The sequence below is a fragment of the Cupriavidus sp. GW822-FHT06G04 genome (assembly GCF_058799075.1).
The window spans coordinates 381,853-403,652 of record NZ_JBXALD010000006.1; the positions used below are offsets into that span (position 1 = coordinate 381,853).

Here is a 21,800-nt window from a genome sequence, read left to right on the forward strand (position 1 = left end):
AAGTGTCAATGTCGACAACGCAATGTTTGTCTCGTCGAATCCGGCGATTCGACCGTCACTTGAGAGGATGAAGATGCTGAAGAAGATCGTACCGACGCTGATCGTTGCTGCCCTGACCTCGCTGGGCGCCATGCAGTTGGCGCATGCGCAGAAGAACTACACGGACGGCGGCGATCTGTACAGCGGCAGCCACTCCAAGAACAAGGCCAACCCGAACCAGAACCCGGCCAAGTCCGGCAAATTCGATCCGTACACCGACGGTGCGAAGAAGTCGACCAAGTCCGATCTGGCGCCGAGCAAGAAGGCCGATCCGTACACCGATGGCGCCAAGTCCGGCAAGTTCGACCCGTACACCGACGGCGCCAAGTCCGGCAAGCCCGATCCGTACACCGACGGCGCAAAGACTGGCAAGGCTGATCCGTACACGGACGGCGCCAAGAAGCAATAAGTAGTACGCAGTGCCCCGGGCGCAAGCCCGGCTTGCATGGCCTCTGTTCTCAGGCAGAGGCCATGTTTTCGTTTACGGCCGTGCGCGGTTCGCGGCTTTCCCGATGGCTGGTTTTACCCCTCGGTTTCTCCTGGCCGATGTCCGGATCGGCGCACCGGATCGCCCCGCTTGAGCTCGCCAAACCATCGCGCCCGAGGCTCATCGTCCGCCGCCAGCGAATCGCCGGGCGGCGTCCACTGCGCCTCATCCAAAAGATTGACTAGGACATACCCGACCTGTCACGCCCATGTCTGGACATTACTGCTAGTGTTCGCGCTATCGATTTATACAGCGCGACCCGCCCGATTCAGAGGCAGGCGCCGAACGCCGCCCGGGCCGGCCAATGCACCGGCCCAAGAAGTGTCAGGCGGCTGAACATCCCCTTATTTGGGAGACCTGAGCCAATGCAGCCCAAAGCACTCGATATCCACGAGCCCGTTGTGCTTGCCCTTGTCGATGCGGTCACCGCGTGGCAAGGCGCCCTGGACCAGACCTTGCGCGTCGCGGGGCTGACCTATCCGGAATGGCTGTTGTTGCAGGCCATTCGGCGGCAACAGTTCACGCGCGGACAACCCTGCGAGGGTGCAATTTTCCTCGACGTGCCGCAAACGGAGCGCCTGCTGTACGCGCTGGGCGCCGGCGGCTGGCTCGAGTTTGCGGCCGACGGCACGCCGCGCATTGCCGCAGCCGCAGCGGCGCGGCTCGAACGCGCGGCGAAGGCGGTACGCGCGCTCCATTCCGTCTCGGTGTGCGACTTGAGCACGGCCGAACGCGCCGCGCTCAGCAGCTTGCTGCACCGCATGACCACCACGCTCGACGATCATTCCGCGCGCCACACCCGCCATGCCGCGTGGGAGCGGAACGAACAATCGCTGGTCGTACCCGACGACATCCGCATTGTGGCCCGTGAAGCCATGACCGCCTGACCGCGTAAACTTCCGCGGCAACGCGGTCTGGCCCAGCGCTGTGTCATCGGCAGCCCCCGACCGCTCTTGCGCATCGACCATCCGAATGACGCCCTGCCGCCGCGGGGCGTCGTCGTTTTATATCCCGGCGCAGTTAAATCTTTCCTACAGTGTGAGCATGCACCGGCACACCACCAAGGAGACGCCGCCATGCCCCCGGAGAACGAAGACAAGGTTGCGCAATTGTTGGAGGAACTGGTGGCAATCGCGCGCGAACGCTTGCCCTCCGCCACGTTTGCCATCGTCGAACCGCTGCTGCGCCACTATTACGATCTGACCGACGCCGAGGACCTGCTGGCGCGCGACGTGGCCGATCTCTATGGCGCCGTGATGGCGCATTGGCAAACCGCGCAGAAGTTCGTGCCGGGCACTGCGCGCGTGCGTGTCTACAACCCGAACCTCGAAGAGCACGGCTGGCACTCCGACCACACCATCGTCGAAATCGTGAACGACGACATGCCGTTCCTGGTCGATTCGGTGACGATGGAGGTCAATCGCCACGGGCTGACGCTGCATTCGGCCATCCATCCGGTGTTTCGCGTATGCCGCGATGCGCGCGGCGGCATCGAGAGCATCGACCTGGGCGGCAGTGAACCGGGCACGGCAAGCTGCCGGCTCGAGTCGTTCATCCACTTCGAGGTCGATCGTACCGGCGAGACCTCGCGGCTTGACGCGCTTCGCCTGGGCATCGCCAGTGCGCTGGGCGATGTGCGCGCTGCCGTGGAAGACTGGCCGCGCATGCGGCAGATCGCCGAGGAAACCGTGGCCAGCATGGCGCGCACGCCCGACGCAGGCACGCCGGACGCCGTGGAGGCGCGCGCCTTTCTCGAATGGATGCTCGATGACCATTTCACCTTCCTGGGCCATCGCGACTACGAGCTAATCTCGCGCGACGGTCAGTTCTATCTGCGCGGCGTGGCCGGTTCCGGCGCTGGCCTGTTGCGCGAAGCGCTGCGCGATCCTGGCGCCGACGACCTCACCCCGCTGCCAGCCGCGGCGCGAGCGATTATCGAGGGCGCTTCGCCGATTTTCCTGACCAAGGCCAACTCGCGCGCCACCGTGCATCGCCCCGGCTATCTCGACTATGTCGGCATCAAGCTGCTCGATGCCAACGGCAAGCTGTTCGGCGAACGGCGCTTTGTCGGGCTCTATACGTCCACGGCGTATATGGTCAGTACCAGCGAGATCCCGCTGGTACGCCGCAAGTGCGCGAACATCCTGGCGCGCGCGGGATTCCTGACCAAGGGCCACCTGTACAAATCGCTCGTGACGATCCTCGAACAGTATCCGCGCGACGATCTGTTCCAGGCCGATGAAGACGAGCTGTTCGACATCGCGCTCGGCATCCTGCGGCTGCAGGAACATCAGCGCACGCGGGTGTTCGTGCGGCGCGACCGCTTCGACCGGTTTATCTCGATCCTGGTGTTCGTACCCCGCGACAAGTACAACACCGACCTGCGCCAGCGCATCCAGAAGTTGCTGGTGCAAACGTTTAACGGCACCAGTTGCGAGTTCACGCCGCTGCTATCCGAATCGCCGCTGGCACGCATCCAGCTAACGGTGCGCGGCCAACCGGGCACGATGCCCGAAGTGGACACGGCCGAGCTCGAGGACAAGATCGTGCAGGCCACGCGCCGCTGGCAGGACGATCTCGCGCAGGCGCTGCACGACAGCCGCGGCGAGGAACAGGGCAATCGTCTGCTGCGCCTTTACGGAGATTCGTTTCCGGCCGGCTATCGCGAGGACTACCCCGCGCGAACCGCAGTACGCGACATCGAACTGATGGAGCAGGCGCGCCGGCACAGCAGCGGCCTGGCGATGAATCTGTACCGGCCGATCGAAGCCGTGCCGGGCGCGTTCCGTTTCAAGGTGTATCGCGCCGGCGAGCCGATCGCGTTGTCGCTGAGCCTGCCAATGCTCGAGCATCTCGGGGTGCGCGTCGACGAGGAGCGTCCGTACCTGATCGAACCCGATGGTGGCGAGCCGGTATGGATCCACGACTTCGGCCTGGAGATCGCTGCCGACGCCGACGGCCAGCAGATCGACGTCGACATCGAGAAGATCAAGCCGTTGTTCGAGGATGCGTTTGGCCGCGCCTGGAATGGCGAGATCGAAAACGACGATTTCAACCGCCTGGTGCTGCGCGCGGGGCTGGCGGCGCGCGACGTGACGATCCTGCGCGCGTATGCCAAGTATCTGCGCCAGGTCGGCTCGACGTTCAGCAACGCCTATATCGAGCGCGCGCTCACGGCAAACCCGACGATTGCGGCGATGCTGGTATCGCTGTTCGTGGCCCGCTTCGATCCGGCAACTGCCGCACCGGCCGGCGCCGAAGACGCGCGCGCCAGGAAATGGCTGGCCGATATCGAAACCGCCCTCGACCAGGTGCCGAATCTTGACGAAGACCGCATCCTGCGGCTGTTTCTCAACGTGATCAACGCCACGGTACGCACCAACTATTTCCACCGCGGCGCCGACGGACAGCCGCGCCCCTACGTCTCGTTCAAGTTCAATCCGGCGCTGGTGCAGGGCCTGCCCGAACCGCGCCCGATGTTCGAAATCTGGGTGTATTCGCCGCGCGTCGAGGGCGTCCACCTGCGCGGCGGCCGGGTGGCGCGCGGCGGCTTGCGCTGGTCCGATCGCCGCGAGGATTTCCGCACCGAAGTGCTGGGGCTGATGAAGGCGCAGATGGTCAAGAACACGGTCATCGTGCCGGTCGGATCGAAGGGCGGCTTCGTCGTCAAGCGACCGCCGCCGGCGACCGATCGCGACGCCTTTCTGGCCGAAGGCGTGGCCTGCTACCAGACCTTCCTGCGCGGCCTGCTCGATTTGACCGACAACCTCGTCGCCGGCGAACTGGTGCCGCCGCCCGACGTGGTGCGGCTCGACGAGAACGATCCATATCTGGTGGTGGCCGCCGACAAGGGCACGGCCACGTTTTCCGACTATGCCAACGCAATTTCCGCCGAATACCGCTTCTGGCTCGACGACGCGTTTGCGTCGGGCGGCTCGGTCGGCTACGACCACAAGAAGATGGGCATCACGGCGCGCGGCGCGTGGGAAAGCGTCAAGCGCCACTTTCGCGAGATGGGCACCGACATCCAGACCACGCCATTCACGGTGGTCGGCGTAGGCGATATGTCCGGCGACGTATTCGGCAACGGCATGCTGCTGTCGCCCCACATCAAGCTGCTGGCCGCATTCGACCATCGCCATATCTTTCTCGATCCCGATCCCGACTGCGCCACGAGTCTGGCCGAGCGGCAGCGGCTGTTCGATCTGCCGCGCTCGAGCTGGGCGGACTATGACACCACGCGGCTTTCCGCCGGAGGCGGCGTCTACCCGCGCAGCGCCAAGACCATTGCGCTATCGCCGCAAATCCGCGCCGCGCTGGGCGTCGAGGCCGCCTCGCTGGCGCCGGCCGAGCTGATGCACGCGATTCTTACCGCGCCCGTCGATCTGCTCTACAACGGCGGCATCGGCACTTACGTCAAGGCCAGCACCGAAACCCACCTACAGGCAGGCGACCGCGCCAACGACGCGATACGGGTCAATGGCAGCGACCTGCGCTGCAAGGTGGTCGGCGAAGGCGGCAATCTTGGCTTCACGCAACTGGGCCGCATCGAATTTGCGCGCAAGGGCGGCCGAATCAACACCGACGCCATCGACAATTCCGCCGGCGTCGACTGCTCCGACCACGAGGTCAACATCAAGATCCTGCTCGGCCTGGTTGTCGCCGATGGCGAGATGACCGAAAAGCAGCGCAACAAGCTGCTGGCCGAAATGACCGATGAAGTCGGCCTGCTGGTGCTGCAGGACAATTACTACCAGACCCAGGCGCTGTCGATTGCCGGACGCGAGGCGCCCGCGCTGATCGACGCGGAAGCCCGACTGATCCAATGGCTGGAGCGCGCCGGACGCCTGAACCGGCCGCTCGAATTCCTGCCCGCCGAGACCGATATCGCCGAACGCAAGGCGCTGGGCGCCGGGCTGACGTCGCCCGAACGCGCGGTGCTGCTGGCCTACAGCAAGATGTGGCTGTACGACGAACTGCTTGCATCCGATGTGCCCGAGGATGCGCTGGTGGCTGGCCTGCTCATCGACTACTTCCCCAAGCCGCTGCGGGAGCGGCATGCCGTGGTAATGCAGCGCCACCCGCTGCGCCGGGAGATCCTGGCCACCCACCTGACCAACTTGCTTGTGAACCGCGTCGGCGCAACGTTCGTCCACCATCTCATGGAAGAGACCGACGCGCGCCCGGCGGATATCGTCCGCGCCTGCCTGCTGGCGCGCGACGTGTTCGGCCTGACCACGCTGTGGGAACGCATCGACGCGCTCGACAATCGGGTCGACGACGCCGTGCAGGCGCGCATGTTCGGCGCGCTGGGCCGACTGCTGGAACGGGCCACGCTCTGGTTCATTCGCTATCTGCGCGGCGGCGGCACCGTGGAGCCCGGCGCCGAACGCTTCGTGCAAGCCGCGCAATGGCTGACGCCGCAACTGGCGGGACTGTTGCCGCCGGACGCTTCGCAGGCGATGGCCGATCGCGCCCTGACGCTGTCGGAAGCCGGCGTCGACCAGGATCTGGCGCTGCGCGTGGCCGCCAGCGATACGGCGGCGGCCGCGCTCGATATCGCCGAGGTGGCCGCAGCATGCGGCCGCAGCCTGAGCGCGGTGGCGGCGGTCTACTTCGCGCTCGATACGGAACTGAATTTCGGCTGGCTGCGCGAGCGCGCGTTGTCGCTGCCGGCGGCGACGCACTGGGACCTCTTGGCGCGCACCACCACGCTGGAAGACCTGGGCCGCCTGAAACGTGCCTTGACCACCAGCGTGCTGGCGCAATCGGGCGACAGCGACGACGCCCCAGCGCTGATCGAAAGCTGGCGCGCCAGCCGGCACGCCGCGCTCGACCGCTATGCGCAGATGCTGACGGACCAGCGGGCGTCAGGTGTTTCCGGCGCGGCGGCGCTGTCGATGCTTTCGGTGGCGGTGCGGGAAATCGGCCTGCTGGAACGCGCCTGAGCCGCCCGGGGCGGCCAAGGCGCGCCGATGCGGCCCAGCGTGGACCAGCTGGCGCTAGTCCTCGTAGATGACGTCGTCGTCGTCGATGTCGCGCAGCGGCGCGGCGTCGTCGTTGCAGATCAGGTCGTCGTCGGCGCCATCGCCGCGCGCGCGGAATTCGATCCCCAGGCGCAGGAACAGATCGAACGCATCGGCCAGCAGATGTTTCTGACGTGGCAGCAGGCTGGCGTACGGCATGTCGTAGATCGACTGGTGCGTGCCGCGCGCGCCCTTGAGCCCGCGATCGCGGGCGATGTCAGACAGCAGCGCGGCGAAGCCCGAGAGATCCTGTGCGCTCAGCGCGGCGTTCAACACGCGCGCAATAACTTGCGGCGATGCACCCGCCCATCCAATGATTTCGGCATTGGAGGCGGAATCGTGGGAAATATCGCTAATGTCCATGTTTGCCTTAACGGTCCGCGGCGGGCCGGCTTGAGGCAACATTGCTATCGCTTTTGACGTCGCCCCTCTTGCGGGGGGGCATCGGGACCTTTTGCATGCCGTGGCGCGGGAGTCTGCACCGGCGCCGTGGCCGCAGCCGCCGCGCGCCGGGCCTGGCGATACTCGACGGTGCCGTCGCGCCGTGTCCTGGCCTCGAGCCGGTTTCGCGCGCCGCACTGTGGACAGCGGAACAGCGGCCCCTGCCCTTCGTTCCTGATTTCCACTTCGTCGGGCGACCACTGCGCACCGCAAGGCTGGTTCTGACAGACAAACATCGTGTACTCCAAATGAAGCGGGCCATCGTATCACGCGGCCATCGTCTGTCGCGCCGCGCGATCCGGCCGATCGGGCCCCACCTTGGCGGGATGGCGCAACCGCTTGCGTCAGGCGTTGTTCTGGATCCAGTGTCGGGCCCACGCCGCGGCGGCGGTACGCGCTTCGGCGGCGGTCATATAGGTGGCGGGTGGCCCGCCGGCTTCCTCGACGACGGCGCCGGCTTCCCAGATATCGCACCAGGCGCGGTAACGATCAGGCCCCAGCGCCTGCCAGAACAGGTGAACGACGAAGCCGCGATACTCGAACATGTCCGCGCCGCCGTCCGTCTGGTGCGCAATGGCGCCTGTCGAGGTGCCCAGCGCCGGCTCTTCCTGCCCTGCGATCGCCGCACGCGCTGCGCGGCGGCTGCCCAGCGCCGCGCACAACCCCGCGGTCACCGCCCCGGCCAGCAATCCCGCTCCAAACCAGCATGCCCTGCTGTCACGTTGCACGATGATCCTCCCCGAAAAGACGCCTCTCCGATGTCGAGACGCGCCGGAAGATCGGAGGTTCCTCGCAATCAGGTTATACCAGGCCGACATTTCCGCCAGCCGCGCAACGCCGCATGGGTCTGGACGAGACTTTTCTGATTCTGCGCTGACAGCGCCGAAGTTTGCGATTCGCGCGTGCAATGCGGGATCGGGATCGCTATACTACTGTACGTTTATACAGTATCGATTTTGCTCGGCCCAAACGCTACTCGGCCACAACCGCAACGCCACGGAATTTTTTTCCTGCGCTTCCGCCGCGCCGCCCAGCATCAGGGCGGAAGCCGCACCGCCACCGACAATCCATCGACATGCCCGCATACCAAGCTGCCTCTATCCTGTTGGAAGCCCATTACTTCGGCGACGACGCCGAACTGCTGCGCCTGCCTTGCGACTGCGTCACGGTCCACGGCGGCGCCATCGTCGTAACCGGTCTGGAAACCCGGTATCTGCACGGTCTGCGCTGGACGCCGGACTACCTGTCGTTCGAAGCCGGTGGCGACCACCATCGGTATCCGGTAAGCCGCCCGGCCGTGGTCGGTCCCTTGGCGGCCCGCTTTGCGATGTTGTAGCGGAAGCGGCAGTCGGGCGGAATCGCGGGTACAGGCTCGTCAGCCGAGCCTGTTCAGGCGCAGTCATTCGTCGCCGCTGCCCGGGCAGCGGCTGCCGTGGATCAAACCGGCGGCTTCGCTCTGAAAGCCGACCCGCAGAGGCCGGCGCAGGACGAGTGCCGGGCCACCGGCCAAGTCAGCGCATGCCCTGCCGACAACGCGCCCACTGCGTCAACGCCCGAGCGCCGAAGCCCCCGCATAGACCGCGCGATCTGCAAGCTGGCGTTCGATGCGCAGCAGTTGGTTGTATTTGGCCGTGCGATCCGCACGCGACAGCGATCCGGTCTTGATCTGGCCGCAGCGGGTTGCCACAGCAAGATCGGCGATCGTGACGTCCTCGGTTTCGCCCGATCGGTGCGACATCACGGCGGCATAGCCATGGCCATGCGCCACGCGCACCGTTTCCAGCGTCTCGCTGAGTGTGCCGATTTGATTGGGTTTCACGAGGATGGCGTTTGCCATGCCCTGATCGACGCCCGCGCGCAGCAGCGTGGGATGCGTGCAGAACACGTCGTCGCCCACCAGTTGGCAGCGCTGCCCGAGACGCCGCGTCAGCAGTTGCCAGCCCGGCCCGTCGTCCTCAGCCATGCCGTCTTCGATCGATACGATGGGATAGCTGTCGACAAGGTTCGCAAGATAGTCAACCTGCTCTTCGCGCGTGCGGGTCGTGCCTTCGCCCACGTAGCAATAGCGGTCTTGCGTATAGATTTCGCTCGATGCCGGGTCGATCGCCAGCGCAATATCGACGCCGGGACGATAGCCGGCGCGGCCGATCGCCTCCACCAAAAAATCCAGCGCCTGTTCCGCCGTGCGCAAATTCGGCGCAAAGCCGCCCTCATCGCCGACGTTGACGTTGTGCCCCGCCGCCTTGAGCAACGCGCGCAGCGTATGAAACACCTCGGCGCTGCTACGTAGCGCCTCGGCAAATGTCGGCGCTGCCACTGGCGCAATCATGAATTCCTGAAAATCGAGCGCATTGTCCGCATGGGCGCCGCCGTTGATCACATTGATCAATGGCAGCGGAAGCAGCCGCGCGTTGTCGCCACCGAGATGAACGAAAAGTGGCAGCCCGTTCGACGTGGCGGCGGCGCGCGCCACGGCCAGCGACACGCCCAGCATCGCATTGGCGCCGAGTCGGCTTTTGCCTGGTGTGCCATCGAGATCGATCATCACCGTGTCGATCTCGGCCTGCTCGTTGGCATCCATGCCGAGCAGCGCATCGCGCAACTCGACGTTGACGCTTTGCACTGCCTGCCGGACGCCCCGCCCGAGAAAGCGGCGGGGATCGCCGTCGCGCAGTTCGGTCGCTTCGCGCGCGCCAGTCGATGCACCCGATGGCACGATCGCCCGGCCCGTTGCGCCGTCGGCCAGCGTGACCTCCACCTCGACTGTCGGATTGCCCCGGCTGTCGAGCACCTCGTGCCCCGCAATCTGCGCGATGCGCGCCACCTGTCCGCCACGTCCCATGTCCGCCCCTTTCGTGAAAAAAACGTCGATGTCGAAATCGTAATGGCCTGAACTGGCTACGAATATCGAGTAATCTTTTGGTCTTCGTCAGTTTTTCTCACATAGCACCATGCGATCCCTGCCACCGATGTCGACGCTGCGGGCGTTCGAGGCCACCGCTCGGACGGGGTCCGTCACGCGGGCCGCGGAAGAGCTGTGCCGCACCCATGGCGCGGTCAGTCGTCAGCTACGCCAACTGCAGGAACACGCCGGCGTGGAACTGTTCGAGCGCGATGGCACAGGCGTGCGGCTCAATGAACACGGACGCGCATTTCATGACGTGGTGCGTGGGGTTTTCGATCAGCTGGAACAGGGGTACGCGCGCGTCCTGGATCAGGCGCGTGGGCCGACGCTGCATGTTGCTTGTAGCGCCACCTTTGCGATGCGGTGGCTCGTGCCGGAAATGTCCGATTTCTATCGCGTCCGGCCAGATATCCGCATCCGCCTGTCGATGACTTCGGCGCGCGAGATGCGCACGGAAGGTGCCGACGTCGTGATCGCGTGGGATCTTTCGTCGTATCCGACAGCCGACCGGCAGCGCGCAATCTGGCTGGCGCCGGTTGCGTTTGGCCCAGTCTGCGCGCCGGCGGTGGCGCGGCGTATCGCCAGGGGCGCCCGTATCGCGCACGATTTCACGTCGAGTGCCTGGGACCAATGGGAAGCGAAGACCGGCAAACGCATCGCGTCCGGCAGCGCGCTGACATTTCCGCATACGCACCTGTGCATCCAGGCCGCCCTATCGGGGCTCGGCGTGGCGCTGATCGAACAAAGGCTGATCCAGGCAGAGCTGGCCGCGGGAACGCTGGTCGCCCCTTTCGGATTTACCGCATTCGAGGGCGGGCTGATGGCGGTGCCCGCAGACCGCCAGGTGCGCGCCGACATGGCGGGATTTGTGGAATGGATGCGCGCACGGCTCGGGCAGGCGCCGGTTTTACAAAGCACACCCGCGCTGCGGCGCAAGCCGACGCACCCGACTGTCGCCTGAACCGCAGCCCTACCCCCTCGTGGCCATCCGGCGCGATGCGCCTAGCGCACCGACGCGCGCAGAGCAAACGTCAGCGTGGTGCCGCCGGGGCGATCCACGAGCCTTACCTGACTGCCGTTCAACTGCAGCATGCGCTGCACGATCAGCAAGCCCAGCCCGCCGCCGCGATGGGCGCCGCCCGAAGGAAACGGCCGCTGGAAGATCGACTCGCGCAACGCAGCGGGAATACCGGGCCCGGTATCGCTAACCGTCACCGCCACCTTTCCGTCCTGGCTGGCCAGATCGATTTCGACCGTGCCGCCGGCCGGCGTATGGCGGATCGCGTTGTCGAGCAGGTTGGTCAGCACGCGCTCGATCATGCCGAGATCGGCGGTCACCGACGGCAACGCAGGCGGCACGCCGGCGCGCAAATGCAGGTGCTTCGCCTCGGCTGACAGCGCAAATTTTTCGAGCACGTCCTGCGTCAGATCGACCATCGAGAAATCCTCGGGACTGGCCTGCACCATGCCATGCTCGAGCCGCGCCAGTTCGAACAGCGCCTGCGCGAGACCGCCCACCTTTGCGCTCTGCGCCAGCGCGATCGCCAGATGGCGTTGACGGTCCTCCGGCGAAAGCTTGTCGGCCTTCACGGACAACGTCTCCAGATAGCCGTGCAGCGATGTCAGCGGCGTGCGCAGATCGTGCGAGATATTGGCGACCATTTCGCGGCGCTCCTGATCCTGTTGCTTGAGCGTGCGCCACTGTGCGTCGATCCGGTCGGCCATCTGCCGGAACGCGGTTTGCAGCGCGGCGATCTCGTCGCGCGGCAGTGCGTCCGCGCCGGCGCCCGACGGCGTCGTGCCGTTGTTGCCGCCAATGCCACGAGTGCCGCCGTTGGCGCCGTTGGCGCCGTTACCGCCGTTTGCGCCAGCCCCGGAATCGAACTGCCGCATCTCGTCGGCCAGACGGCGCAGTGGGCGCGTGATCAGCGCGAATGCCACCAGGCCGGCAATCAAGCCGAGCGTCGCGACCAGCGCCATCGACCACAACGTGGTGCGCATGACCGAATCCTGCGACGCCTGCGCGGCGAGCTTGTCATGGGCTTCGCCCATCAGCACCACGTAGATAAAGCCGCCCTGCCGCAGCGGCGCCGCACTGAAAACCTTGCGCCCCGTTGCGCTGCGCGGATCGTCGCCGAGAATCGGCAGCGCGCCGCCGTTGATCAGCGCCTTCACCGGCGCCAGATCGACATGATCTCGCATCAGGTGTCCGACCGGCGCGTCGTGACCGCGGATGCGGCCCTGGTCATCGAGCAGATACACCTCGACACTCGGATTCACCACCATCAACTGCCCGAAGAGTTGTCGCAGCGCATGCGGCGCGATGGCGCTCTGATCGTCGAGCAGCGCGTTGCGCGCGATGTAGGCGGCCAATCCGCGGGATATGTCCTGGATGACTTCCTTTTCGTGCATCGCGTTGGCGCGCACCTGCAGCCACGCCGACGCGCCGCAGCAGGCCAGCAGCAACGCGGCGAACACAGCGGACAGCCGCTGGGTCAACGAGAGATTCATGATGCCGCCTCCGGCGAGCCGGCGCCGTCCGGGCGCGGTCCGGCCTGCGGCGCCGCTTGCGGATCCGCCACGAAGCGGTAGCCGCGCCGCCACACGGTAAGAATGCGCCGCGGCTGGGCGGGATCGACTTCGATCTTGGTGCGCAGCCGGTTGATATGCGTGTTGACGGTGTGCTCGTAGCCCTCGTGCTGATAACCCCACACGGCGTTGAGCAGATCCATGCGCGAGAACACCTTGTCAGGGTGCCGCGCGAAGAAATACAGCAGGTCGAATTCGCGCGGGGTCAGGTCGAGCGCCTTGCCATGGATGGCCGCCGTGCGCGCCAGCGGATCGATCGTCAAACCGGCCAGGCTCAGGCTGCCGGTATCGGCGCGCACGTCGCGCGCCATCGCCTCCACGCGCCGCAGCAGCGCCTTGACGCGCGCCACCAGTTCCAGCACCGAAAAGGGCTTTGCCAGGTAATCGTCGGCGCCAAGTTCCAGCCCAAGGATGCGATGCACCTCGCTCGACCTTGCGCTGGTGATGATGATCGGCGTGTAGCGCGTCATGGCGCGGGCGCGCCGGCAAATCTCCAGCCCATCGACGCCGGGCAGCATCAGGTCCAGCACCAGGGCGTCCCAGCCGCCCTGTTCCAACAGGCGCAGCCCCTCGGCGCCATCGGCGCTGTGCACCACCTCGTAGCGCTCGTCGCGCAGGTGCATGGCCAGGACATTGGCGATGCCGACGTCGTCTTCGACCAGCAGGATCCGTTTCGGATGTTCCATGTTTCAGCATTTACGGGAAGTGGCCCTATTGTGCAGAAATCCGGCTGGCCAGTTATCACGAATTGTTTAAGGTTTGGCGAAGACTCCGATACGGCGCGCTGCCTACTATCCGATCACCCCATTCCGATTACGGAGTCCATGATGCGCATCACCCGACGCTTTCTGTTGTCCGGCGGCACGCTGGGCGCGGCGGTTGCGGCCGTTGGCGGTTGGCGATTGCTGGCCGGACAGCCCGCCCAAGCCGGCACCGCAGCCCCGCAATCGTTCGAAGTCACCATGAGCGATGCCGAATGGCGCAAGAAACTGACCGCCGCCCAGTACGACGTGCTGCGCCGCGAAGGCACCGAACGTCCGTTCAGCAGCCCGTTGAATGACGAGCACCGCAAGGGCGTGTTTGCCTGTGCGGGCTGCCAGCTCGACCTGTTTTCATCGAACACGAAATTCGACAGCGGCACTGGCTGGCCAAGCTTCTGGGCGCCGCTGGCCAACGCGGTAGGCACCACCGCGGACGGGTCGTTCGGCATGGTCCGCACCGCCGTGCACTGCCGCCGCTGCGGTGGACATCTGGGCCACGTTTTCGACGACGGCCCCAAGCCAACCGGCCTGCGATATTGCATGAACGGCGTCGCCATGACGTTCCGGCCCACCGCCACCTGACGCACCGGCCACCCGCCGCGCCCGCCACACCGATTTCGAGTCCATCGCCATGCTGCTACTGATCCTTGCCTATCTTGGCGGGGCGCTTACGATCCTGAGCCCCTGCATCCTGCCCGTGCTGCCGTTCGTATTCGCGCGCGCCGACCAGCCGTTCGTGCGCAGCGGGCTTCCGCTGCTGGCGGGCATGGGGATCACGTTCGCCGGCGTCGCCACGCTGGCCGCGGTGGGCGGTGGCTGGGTCGTGCAGGCCAACCAGTACGGACGCTGGCTCGCCATCGCACTGCTGGGGCTGTTCGGACTGGCATTGCTGCTGCCACGTCTGGCCGAAAGGCTGACTCAACCGCTGGTCAACGCGGGCAGCCGACTGTCGAACCTTGCGCAGGCCGATGGTCGCGCCAGCCCGGCATCGTCGTTACTGCTGGGTGTCGCCACCGGCTTGCTGTGGGCGCCCTGCGCCGGCCCGATCCTCGGCCTGGTGTTGACCGGCGCCGCGCTGCAGGGCGCCAGCATCGGCACCACCGTGCTGCTGCTGGCCTACGCGGCGGGCGCCGCGACGTCGCTGGCCGTCGCGCTGTTGATCGGCGGCCGCGTATTCGCCGCCATGAAACGATCGCTGGGCGCTGGCGAGTGGATCCGGCGCGGCATTGGCGCGGCGATGCTGGCCGGGGTCGTGGCGATTGCGCTGGGACTCGACACCGGCCTGCTTACGAGAATTTCCACGGTGGCCACGGGCGGGCTCGAGCAGCATCTGGTCGACCGCCTCGCCCAAAACAATGCCGCCAAGGACGACCATGGAGGCGCCATGATGAAACAGGTGAATGCGCCATCGATGGCAGGCGCTGCAATGGCTGCGACATCGCCCGCCGAGGCAGGCGGGTCGATGATGCGCACCGCCACTTCCGCATCGGCGTTGCCCGTGGAAGGTCGCTTCCCGGGGCTGGACGGCGCTGTGGAATGGCTCAACTCGCCGCCACTGACGGCCGAAGGCCTGCGCGGCAAGGTCGTGCTGGTCGACTTCTGGACATACTCCTGCATCAACTGCCTGCGCGCGCTGCCGTACGTGAAGGCATGGGCCGACAAGTATCGCGACCAGGGACTGGTGGTCATCGGGGTTCATGCGCCCGAGTTTGCGTTCGAGCGCAACATCGACAACGTGCGCAAGGCGGCCAAGGATCTGGGCGTCACCTACCCGATCGCCATCGACAACAATTTCGCGATCTGGCGCGCCTTCAACAACAATTACTGGCCGGCGCACTACTTCATCGATGCGCAGGGCCGCGTGCGGTTTCACCATTTCGGCGAAGGCGAGTACGAGAAGTCCGAAGCTGTCATCCGCGAACTGCTGGCCGAGGCCGGGCACCGCGACGTCGGCAAGGTAGCGACGACCACCGGCGATGCAGGCCGCGGCGTGCAATTGGCTGCCGACAGCGACGCGGTGCGCTCGCCTGAAACCTATGTCGGCTACGCACGCGCAGAGAATTTCGCCTCGCCCGGCGGCGCCCGCGCGGACTCGGTGAAAACCTATAGCGCGCCGCTGCAGCCCGCCTTGAACCAGTGGGGGCTGGCAGGCGACTGGGAGATCGGCGACGAACACGCCACGTTGGCAAAGCCGAATGGACGCATCGTCTATCGATTCCACGCACGCGATCTCCATCTGGTGCTGGGTCCTGGCAGCGACGGCAAACCTGTCAGGTTTCGCGTAATGATCGACGGCAACGCCCCGGGGGCTTCGCACGGCACTGATGTCGCTGCCGACGGCACGGGCGCCGTCACGGCACAGCGGCTGTATCAACTGGTGCGGCAGGACGACAACATCCGCGACCGTACGTTCTCGATCGAATTTCTCGACCCCGGCGTACAGGCGTATGCCTTCACGTTCGGCTGATCCGAAATAATCAGAAGTAACAAGGAGCCATCATGACAATCCTGACCACGCTGCAAAGCTGGACCCGTCCCACCACGCTCAAGATGATGGGCCTGGCCATGCTGACCGCCGTCGCCACCACATGGCGCGTGCCCGCGCTATCGGCTGAGGAGGCGGTGCGCATCCCCATGCCGGCCGCCGATGAGCAGCCTACAACACAGCACACCGCGAGCGCCGTCTTCGCGGGCGGCTGCTTCTGGGGCGTGCAGGGGGTGTTCCAGCATGTCCGCGGCGTCACGCGGGTGACGTCCGGTTATGCCGGCGGCTCAGCCAAGACCGCTCAATATGAAATGGTGGGCACGGGATCGACCGGACATGCCGAATCGGTGGAGATTCGCTACGATCCCACACAAATCAGCTACGGAAAATTGCTGCAGATTTTCTTTTCCGTGGCGCACAACCCGACGCAACTGAACTACCAGGGGCCCGATCATGGCACGCAATACCGCTCGGCGATTTTCGCCATGACACCGGTGCAGCGTTCGATTGCGGAAGCCTACATTGCGCAACTGACCAAGGCAAAGGCGTGGTCATCACCCATCGTAACGCGCGTGGAAAATTATCAGGGGTTCTACGCCGCAGAAAACTACCATCAGGATTTCCTCGCCAAGAACCCGAATTATCCGTATATCGTATTTAACGATCTGCCGAAAATTGGAAACCTGAAGAAGATGTTCCCAGAGGTCTACCGCAATGACGCGGTGCTGGTGAACAGCGCGAGCCGATGACATCGCATGCACCGGCCGGCCGGCGCCTCAGCCAAGCACCTTGATGGCTGCGGAAACCATCCACCCCGCCGCCAGGCACGCTCCGATCCATCCGAATCCGATCAACAAGATATCTCGCCAGCTCATCTGCTACCCAGTCGTTTGATGAATGGGGTTAAGGCTAGGCGATATGCCACGCGGATTGAATGCTGGAGATGTAAAGAAATTTTGCGGTTGTATCGATCTCGATATGCACCGTGCGCGATGCGTTATGCACCAGCGCAATGTGCGAGCGCGTCGTAGCGGCTTGGCGAGCGACGAAACAGGAGGGAAGCATGTGCGTGAACTATGCTCCGGTTCAGCGTCAGGTACTTCGCGATATCTTCGGCGTGGAGCCGCCACGCGGCCCTTGGAAGGAAGAAGCGTGGCCCGACTACCCTGCCCCGATTATCCGAATCTCACCGGATGGAGTCCGCGAGGCCGTTATTGGCACATTCAGCATGGTGCCGCGGTCAAAGATCCCGCCCGGCACCCGATATTTCCCGACAGCAAACGCACGCATCGAAACCATCGGCAAACTCAATTCGTTTGCGCGCCATTGGCAGGCCGGCCAACTGTGCCTGATACCAGCGACAGCGCTCTATGAACCGAACTGGGAAACAGGCAAGGCAGTGCGGTGGAAAATCGCGCTGTCCAACGGCGAGCCATTTGCGGTCGCTGGACTATGGCGAGCGTGGCCAGACGGCACGATCTCGTTCACGATGCCGACGACAAATGCCGACCATCACCCAATGATGAGCCGCTTCCACAAGCCCGGCGAAGAAAAACGCGGCGTTGTGATATTGCCCCCCGACGAATGGCACGCCTGGCTCAATTGCCGCGATCCGGAGGCGGCTCGGCGCTTTTTGCGGCAATATCCCTCAGACCTGCTGACGGCGGACGCTTCGCCCCTGCCGCCGCCAGAAAGCAACCGGAAGGAACCGCCTGAAGCGTACCGTTAGGGTCGCTCCGCCATCCACGGCAATGCGCCTTTCTCGATGCACGGCCGTTTCCCGCCCCCCACAGACCCTCAGTTTTTTGTTACTTTTCTTTTCTTCAAGGCGCGAATTCTGACGCATCCGTCATCATGACCGGTTAGCGGCCGAGTCCTCCGGCCTGGCTTCTCGATTGAAGGCACCTCAGCGTGGGAGTTGGAGAATGGGCGTTGTAGCGATGGTAATCGCCGTATTTTGCTTCTGGAAATTCGTGAGCCGCAAAGCGGCATACATCTTTATCGGATTCCTGACTTTCGGACTCCTGGCTTACGCGGCCAATCCGGAAGAGCAGACGTGCAGCAACCGCGCTTGGTTTTGCCCCATCGTAGTAGACAAGCCCGTGACGCCAAAGGTGGCCAAACCGTGTCCCGCCGAAGAACCCATCGGCCCCAACACACCGATTTTTGACAGCGAAGCGGCAAACGCCGAGGTCCAACGTCAGATCCTCGCTGGCGTGTGCCAGCAAACCGCAATAGAGCGCGTCGCCCACGGCTGGAAGGCGAAATTCGACCCCGCTTACGCGGCACGCACACACCAGGTCGAGTAGATATTCCGCACATCGCCGCTCACGCGCGGGCGGCGCCCTAGCTGCCAACCGGACGGCGCCCCATCATATTCAGCGAAAAATACTCGCCGAATGTCGCGTTGGCCACGGACGCATCGAGCGTTCCCGGAACAAAATGCGGTTCATGGGGATATTCCTCACATTGCTCGAAACCGCATTGTTCCAGTAGGTGCCGTAACCAGTTGGCATTGAAGCCTGTCTTGTGAAAATCGTATGGCGTTGACTGGCCACCGTAGATCAGGCCGATCCACGGCGTATTGCCCGGTTTTTGGAAATGCTCCCAGTTCTTGTAGTAGATTTTGACGATGCGATCAAGATCGGGCACCGAGATACGCAGAATTCCGCCGGGCTGCAACACTGCATACCAACGTCTCAACAGGGGAACCACTTCGTCGTGCGCGAAATGCTCCAAGACGTGACACGCGTAAATCTCTATCGCGCTTTGATCGGGAAAACGGCTCAGAACGCGGATGTCATCGATAGCATCCGCCGCGACGGTCTCCAACGCGTCAACATTGCAGAATCCGGCGAGCTTGATATTGCCGCATCCGAGATGGAGCCGATAAGGTGTAGCAAACTGTTCCAGACGGTCTTAAAACGCCGTTTTATCCGTTTCGGAAACCGGTCGAAGACGCCGCAGAACGTTCCGGACGGCATTCCGTTGCTCGACTGTCGTAACGCGTTTTATCAGCGCCTTCACCATACGCCTCCATTTGCTTTCCTATTCGAATGAGTATATCAACACCGCCGAAATCGATCGACAAGAATGGCGGCTTGCCAACTGAATCGCTCGGCGCAGTCGCCGTGCGTGCGCGAGTCTGTCGCGCTATCACAACCGAAATCCGTTGCGAAATATGATCAAGACGATCGGGATCCCAATAATGACTAGCGGGACGCTTGCCAGAAACATTGTTCCGTCAACCGCTGCAGTCAGAGGTGTCAAGGGAAGTCGGGCCACCGTTTCCCCGGCTGTAAGCTGTTCCGTGATGGAAATGCTATAGGCTTTGTTGAATTGCTGCGACTGAGCGCTGGCCGAAAATTCGCGCACATCGTATCGGCGCCCGGACAAACCTCCCTCCAATAGCATTGCGTCATCTCGGGTGCGTTCGAATCCAGCGGCGGCCGCCGCTCGTTCGTCCTCTACTGCTACAGGATTCGGCAGGCGCAAGCTGTAGAGGCCAGAAATCTTGTCCCCCGTCGCTTTAAAATCGGAGAAGCCTGCTTCTACCTTCGGACGGAACGACGACGTCAATATCGTTTCGAACTGACGCGGCATATCGAGGACATAATGGTTCCGTTTTCCGAGCACAATGAGTTTCCGGCGGTCGGCAGTCATCATGAAGCTGGAAACTTCTTCCTGATACTGCTTGTCTGCGAAAAGCTCCTGTGTCAGCGGCTTCCTTCTGAACACGCTGCATCCAGCCAGCGGTAGCGCACTACACGCAATGGACGCAGCGAGGATATTTCGTCTTTTCATAGGCATCTCCAAAGTTTCGCTTTTACGTTAAGGCCACGGCACGAGCCGGGTCCATCGTGGTCAGTTCACCGATAAAAGTGTCGATGCGCTGGGCGAGCGTTACCTTGTCGGCGTTCTTGTGTGTCGTAAGGACCTTGAGCAGGCGTAGCAACTGTTGCTTGACCTCGTAGGCAAGCGACCGCTCCCAGGCAACCCTCCGGAATTGCTAGGTGCGCTAGCCCAGTGTGACCGGCAGGTACAGGGTCGTATAGGCTCGGTCAGCACGCTCCCTCATCCGAGCCATCACAAATTGCCGCACAAGTTGGTTCTGCTCGCCGTCCGGGCTGGGCGAGCTCAGCATCTAGGCAAATGCGGCGTCGAACGTTGCTGGACAGCAAGATCGGCGGCCTGCGCTTCGGTTTCTGCACCATCGATGGCGAGCAGATCGCGCACGCGCGTAGGTGTATTTGCCGCCGGATTTCGGTGCACGTGCTGACAGCGCGTTCCAAAAATCATTGAACACCTGCGACTACTTGCGCGTTGTCTCTGTCATTCCGGCTAGAGCCAGCGACTCCCTGCCCACAAAGATCCGCTCCGGCATCTGCAGATTGCGCAACTCCAGCGCTTCCAGCGGGCCCCGCCCAACGGCCGCGCGCATCTGGTAGCGGATCGGATATCGCATGTCAGCCGGTGCGGCAAGCTGGGCTGCGCGCGGCAGCAGGCTTTCTGAATGCTCCGGTCGATCGGCCGCGTCTGCCGACTCACTGTCGTTCTTGCCTTGGCCTGCAACTAAGGTGTCGGGAACAGCCTGAAACGTAAGCTGGACCGTCGCGCTATCCACAGGCGTCACGCGCGCATGCTCCAGCATGCGGATCCAGGCCCAGACACCTTCGGTCTCAAAGCTTTTGTTCGTGCTGGCGGTCTCTGTCTGCCATTGCAGCAACGTGCGCGGCGCTTGCAGGTTGTTTGCCGGCCATGTCATGGACTGCCAGGTTTCGCGCTGGTTGTAGTAGTGCAGCGTCTGGTTATCGATCGTCAGCACGGTGTCGGTCAGGCCCGGCGTCGGAATCGGCTTGAGTTCGAAGCGGTACTGGGGGTCGCCTTGCACCAGCAGATGGGCGCCCACGCGCTGCAATGTGTTGATGAACTGAAGGAAAGCCGGGTCGAAGGCCAGCCCGTGCGCGCCGCTGCCGACGGGCACCCATTGGTCGCCCTGCAACACCAGCACGCCGGCCAGTTCGGCCATCAGAAAGGCATTGATCAGACCGCTCTGCGGACGGATATGGCGCGCCAGTTCGGGCAGCGATGCGTCATTGGCCGTGTCGGCGAAGGGATAGCGGGTGGCAAATGCACGGTTCCACGGCAGGGCGATGGACTGCCGCCACGCCTCGTTGAGGCTGGCCTGCGCGGGCTGCAGAACGGATTGCAATGCCAGGGCGATCGGGTGCACGAACAGCGTGTCGCCCATGCCGGCCCATTCGGCACCGAGGCTTGCCGCCATGAGCTGGCCATAGGCTTGCGTGTCGGCCAGATCCGATGCTTTGCCCTGGAACAGCGATTGGGCCATCTGCCGCGCCTGCATGTCGGCGTCCGCGCTGTTGGTCAACTGCTGCAGGCGCAGCCGCACCGCGGTGATCCGGTCCAAGTACCGTTGCAGGCTCAGGTCGCTGCTGCCAGTGCTACCACTACTCCCACCACCCTGCCCGGCCTGCCCCACCAGCCGCAGCACCGGACCAAACGCCGCCGCCAGCGGGCCGGCCGGATCGGGCGTGACTTCGGGGGCCTCGTCCTTCTTACCCAGAATCCCCTGCGCCTTGGCCACCAGGGTGTCCGACAGAGAATCCTTGTGCGCGCCGGCGCCGCCCTGATACGCGAGCGACTTCATGAGCGCGATGACCGGCGACTGGCGCGCGTCGGCCATCAGCTTGAATTGATCGACCACACCCGGCAGCGTCGCGGCCGACTCCCACTGCATCCCGTTCATGAACTGCTGCCAGTGCTCGGCGTAGTCGGCAAAATACCGCTCGGTCAGCGCCTTGCGGAAATCTGTTGCCGATGCGCTCGACGTCTGCTGGGCCGGCTGCGGCTTGCCATCGGTGATCACCCAGTCATTTGCCACATCCTGGCGCTTGGCGGCCTTCTCGATGGCGGCCTCTACGTAGCCCTCGTAGGCCTGTCGGGTAAAGACACCCGGCACGGCCGCCGAGGCGCGCAGCAGGCCACGCGAGTCCGTACCGGCCGTCAGCGATGCCAGCGTCTGATCGGCATACTTGGTGCCGGCGCC

General features: G+C 64.2%; 20 protein-coding genes. 12 read left to right on the forward strand and 8 right to left on the reverse strand.

The features are described 5' to 3' along the window. Positions 1-73: 73 nt before the first annotated feature. The 3 genes from AC1RKI_RS16430 to AC1RKI_RS16440 all read left to right on the forward strand — a co-directional run bounded on the left by AC1RKI_RS16430 (position 74) and on the right by AC1RKI_RS16440 (position 6,474). Positions 74-448 carry a hypothetical protein gene (locus tag AC1RKI_RS16430; protein ID WP_150982385.1) on the forward strand — a complete coding sequence of 125 codons (375 nt, stop codon included), beginning with the start codon at positions 74-76 and terminating at the stop codon, positions 446-448. 443 nt (positions 449-891) lie between these two features. Beyond that, positions 892-1,413 (forward strand): MarR family transcriptional regulator, encoded by a 522-nt coding sequence (locus AC1RKI_RS16435; RefSeq protein ID WP_227459634.1) that lies wholly within the window; start codon positions 892-894, stop codon positions 1,411-1,413. Positions 1,414-1,602: 189 nt separating this feature from the next. Continuing rightward, complete coding sequence (locus AC1RKI_RS16440) at positions 1,603-6,474, forward strand: NAD-glutamate dehydrogenase (RefSeq protein ID WP_492796231.1); 4,872 nt, start codon at positions 1,603-1,605, stop codon at positions 6,472-6,474. Positions 6,475-6,528: 54 nt separating this feature from the next. Here the strand turns inward: AC1RKI_RS16440 and AC1RKI_RS16445 are convergent, their stop codons facing one another. Then, positions 6,529-6,915 (reverse strand): hypothetical protein, encoded by a 387-nt coding sequence (locus AC1RKI_RS16445; RefSeq protein ID WP_061954965.1) that lies wholly within the window; start codon positions 6,913-6,915, stop codon positions 6,529-6,531. Between the two features lie 422 nt (positions 6,916-7,337). Beyond that, entirely contained in the window at positions 7,338-7,721 is a 384-nt protein-coding gene (locus tag AC1RKI_RS16450) for a hypothetical protein (RefSeq protein ID WP_492796229.1), read from the reverse strand. A 347-nt stretch (positions 7,722-8,068) separates the two neighbouring features. Between AC1RKI_RS16450 and AC1RKI_RS16455 the strand changes: the two genes are divergently transcribed. After that, the gene (locus tag AC1RKI_RS16455; RefSeq protein WP_061954967.1) at positions 8,069-8,329 is read left to right on the forward strand and encodes a hypothetical protein; all 261 of its coding nucleotides are present in this window, start codon (positions 8,069-8,071) and stop codon (positions 8,327-8,329) included. Positions 8,330-8,539: 210 nt separating this feature from the next. On the opposite strand, the gene eno is transcribed toward AC1RKI_RS16455, so the two are convergent. Next, positions 8,540-9,835 (reverse strand): phosphopyruvate hydratase, encoded by a 1,296-nt coding sequence (eno, locus tag AC1RKI_RS16460; protein WP_492796228.1) that lies wholly within the window; start codon positions 9,833-9,835, stop codon positions 8,540-8,542. 109 nt (positions 9,836-9,944) lie between these two features. On the opposite strand from eno, the gene AC1RKI_RS16465 reads away from it, so the two are divergent. Further along, positions 9,945-10,859: a LysR family transcriptional regulator gene (locus AC1RKI_RS16465; protein ID WP_492796227.1), complete on the forward strand. Its 915-nt coding sequence runs from the start codon at positions 9,945-9,947 to the stop codon at positions 10,857-10,859. A 41-nt stretch (positions 10,860-10,900) separates the two neighbouring features. Here the strand turns inward: AC1RKI_RS16465 and AC1RKI_RS16470 are convergent, their stop codons facing one another. Together AC1RKI_RS16470 and AC1RKI_RS16475 are read right to left on the reverse strand one after the other, a co-directional pair. Then, complete coding sequence (locus tag AC1RKI_RS16470) at positions 10,901-12,409, reverse strand: sensor histidine kinase (protein ID WP_492796226.1); 1,509 nt, start codon at positions 12,407-12,409, stop codon at positions 10,901-10,903. Further along, on the reverse strand, positions 12,406-13,173 hold the full coding sequence (locus AC1RKI_RS16475; protein WP_492796225.1) for a response regulator transcription factor: 768 nt from the start codon (positions 13,171-13,173) through the stop codon (positions 12,406-12,408). The genes AC1RKI_RS16470 and AC1RKI_RS16475 overlap by 4 nt, the downstream gene beginning before the upstream one ends. A gap of 141 nt (positions 13,174-13,314) precedes the next feature. On the opposite strand from AC1RKI_RS16475, the gene msrB reads away from it, so the two are divergent. The 5 genes from msrB to AC1RKI_RS16500 all read left to right on the forward strand — a co-directional run bounded on the left by msrB (position 13,315) and on the right by AC1RKI_RS16500 (position 18,042). Continuing rightward, positions 13,315-13,830, forward strand: coding sequence for a peptide-methionine (R)-S-oxide reductase MsrB (gene msrB / locus AC1RKI_RS16480; RefSeq protein WP_061959722.1), 516 nt, complete (start codon positions 13,315-13,317; stop codon positions 13,828-13,830). 49 nt (positions 13,831-13,879) lie between these two features. Continuing rightward, on the forward strand, positions 13,880-15,715 hold the full coding sequence (locus AC1RKI_RS16485) for a cytochrome c biogenesis protein DipZ (RefSeq protein ID WP_492796224.1): 1,836 nt from the start codon (positions 13,880-13,882) through the stop codon (positions 15,713-15,715). Positions 15,716-15,747: 32 nt separating this feature from the next. Continuing rightward, on the forward strand, positions 15,748-16,482 hold the full coding sequence (gene msrA, locus AC1RKI_RS16490) for a peptide-methionine (S)-S-oxide reductase MsrA (protein WP_061959719.1): 735 nt from the start codon (positions 15,748-15,750) through the stop codon (positions 16,480-16,482). A 314-nt stretch (positions 16,483-16,796) separates the two neighbouring features. After that, complete coding sequence (locus AC1RKI_RS16495; RefSeq protein ID WP_492796223.1) at positions 16,797-17,462, forward strand: SOS response-associated peptidase; 666 nt, start codon at positions 16,797-16,799, stop codon at positions 17,460-17,462. A gap of 196 nt (positions 17,463-17,658) precedes the next feature. Next, positions 17,659-18,042, forward strand: coding sequence for a hypothetical protein (locus tag AC1RKI_RS16500; RefSeq protein WP_061959717.1), 384 nt, complete (start codon positions 17,659-17,661; stop codon positions 18,040-18,042). Positions 18,043-18,079: 37 nt separating this feature from the next. Here AC1RKI_RS16500 and AC1RKI_RS16505 read toward each other — a convergent pair whose 3' ends face one another. Continuing rightward, the gene (locus AC1RKI_RS16505; RefSeq protein WP_492796220.1) at positions 18,080-18,472 is read right to left on the reverse strand and encodes a class I SAM-dependent methyltransferase; all 393 of its coding nucleotides are present in this window, start codon (positions 18,470-18,472) and stop codon (positions 18,080-18,082) included. Here AC1RKI_RS16505 and AC1RKI_RS16510 point away from each other — a divergent pair. After that, entirely contained in the window at positions 18,464-18,793 is a 330-nt protein-coding gene (locus AC1RKI_RS16510) for a hypothetical protein (protein ID WP_492796218.1), read from the forward strand. The two genes, AC1RKI_RS16505 and AC1RKI_RS16510, sit on opposite strands and share 9 nt — an antisense overlap. A 96-nt stretch (positions 18,794-18,889) precedes the next feature. Here AC1RKI_RS16510 and AC1RKI_RS16515 read toward each other — a convergent pair whose 3' ends face one another. Next, complete coding sequence (locus AC1RKI_RS16515) at positions 18,890-19,537, reverse strand: hypothetical protein (RefSeq protein WP_492796216.1); 648 nt, start codon at positions 19,535-19,537, stop codon at positions 18,890-18,892. Between the two features lie 363 nt (positions 19,538-19,900). Here AC1RKI_RS16515 and AC1RKI_RS16520 point away from each other — a divergent pair, with 363 nt between their 5' ends. Continuing rightward, entirely contained in the window at positions 19,901-20,035 is a 135-nt protein-coding gene (locus AC1RKI_RS16520; RefSeq protein ID WP_275061028.1) for a hypothetical protein, read from the forward strand. 10 nt (positions 20,036-20,045) lie between these two features. Here AC1RKI_RS16520 and AC1RKI_RS16525 read toward each other — a convergent pair. Continuing rightward, a partial coding sequence (locus tag AC1RKI_RS16525) for an ImcF-related family protein (RefSeq protein ID WP_492919054.1) occupies positions 20,046-21,800 on the reverse strand: 1,755 nt, incomplete at its 5' end.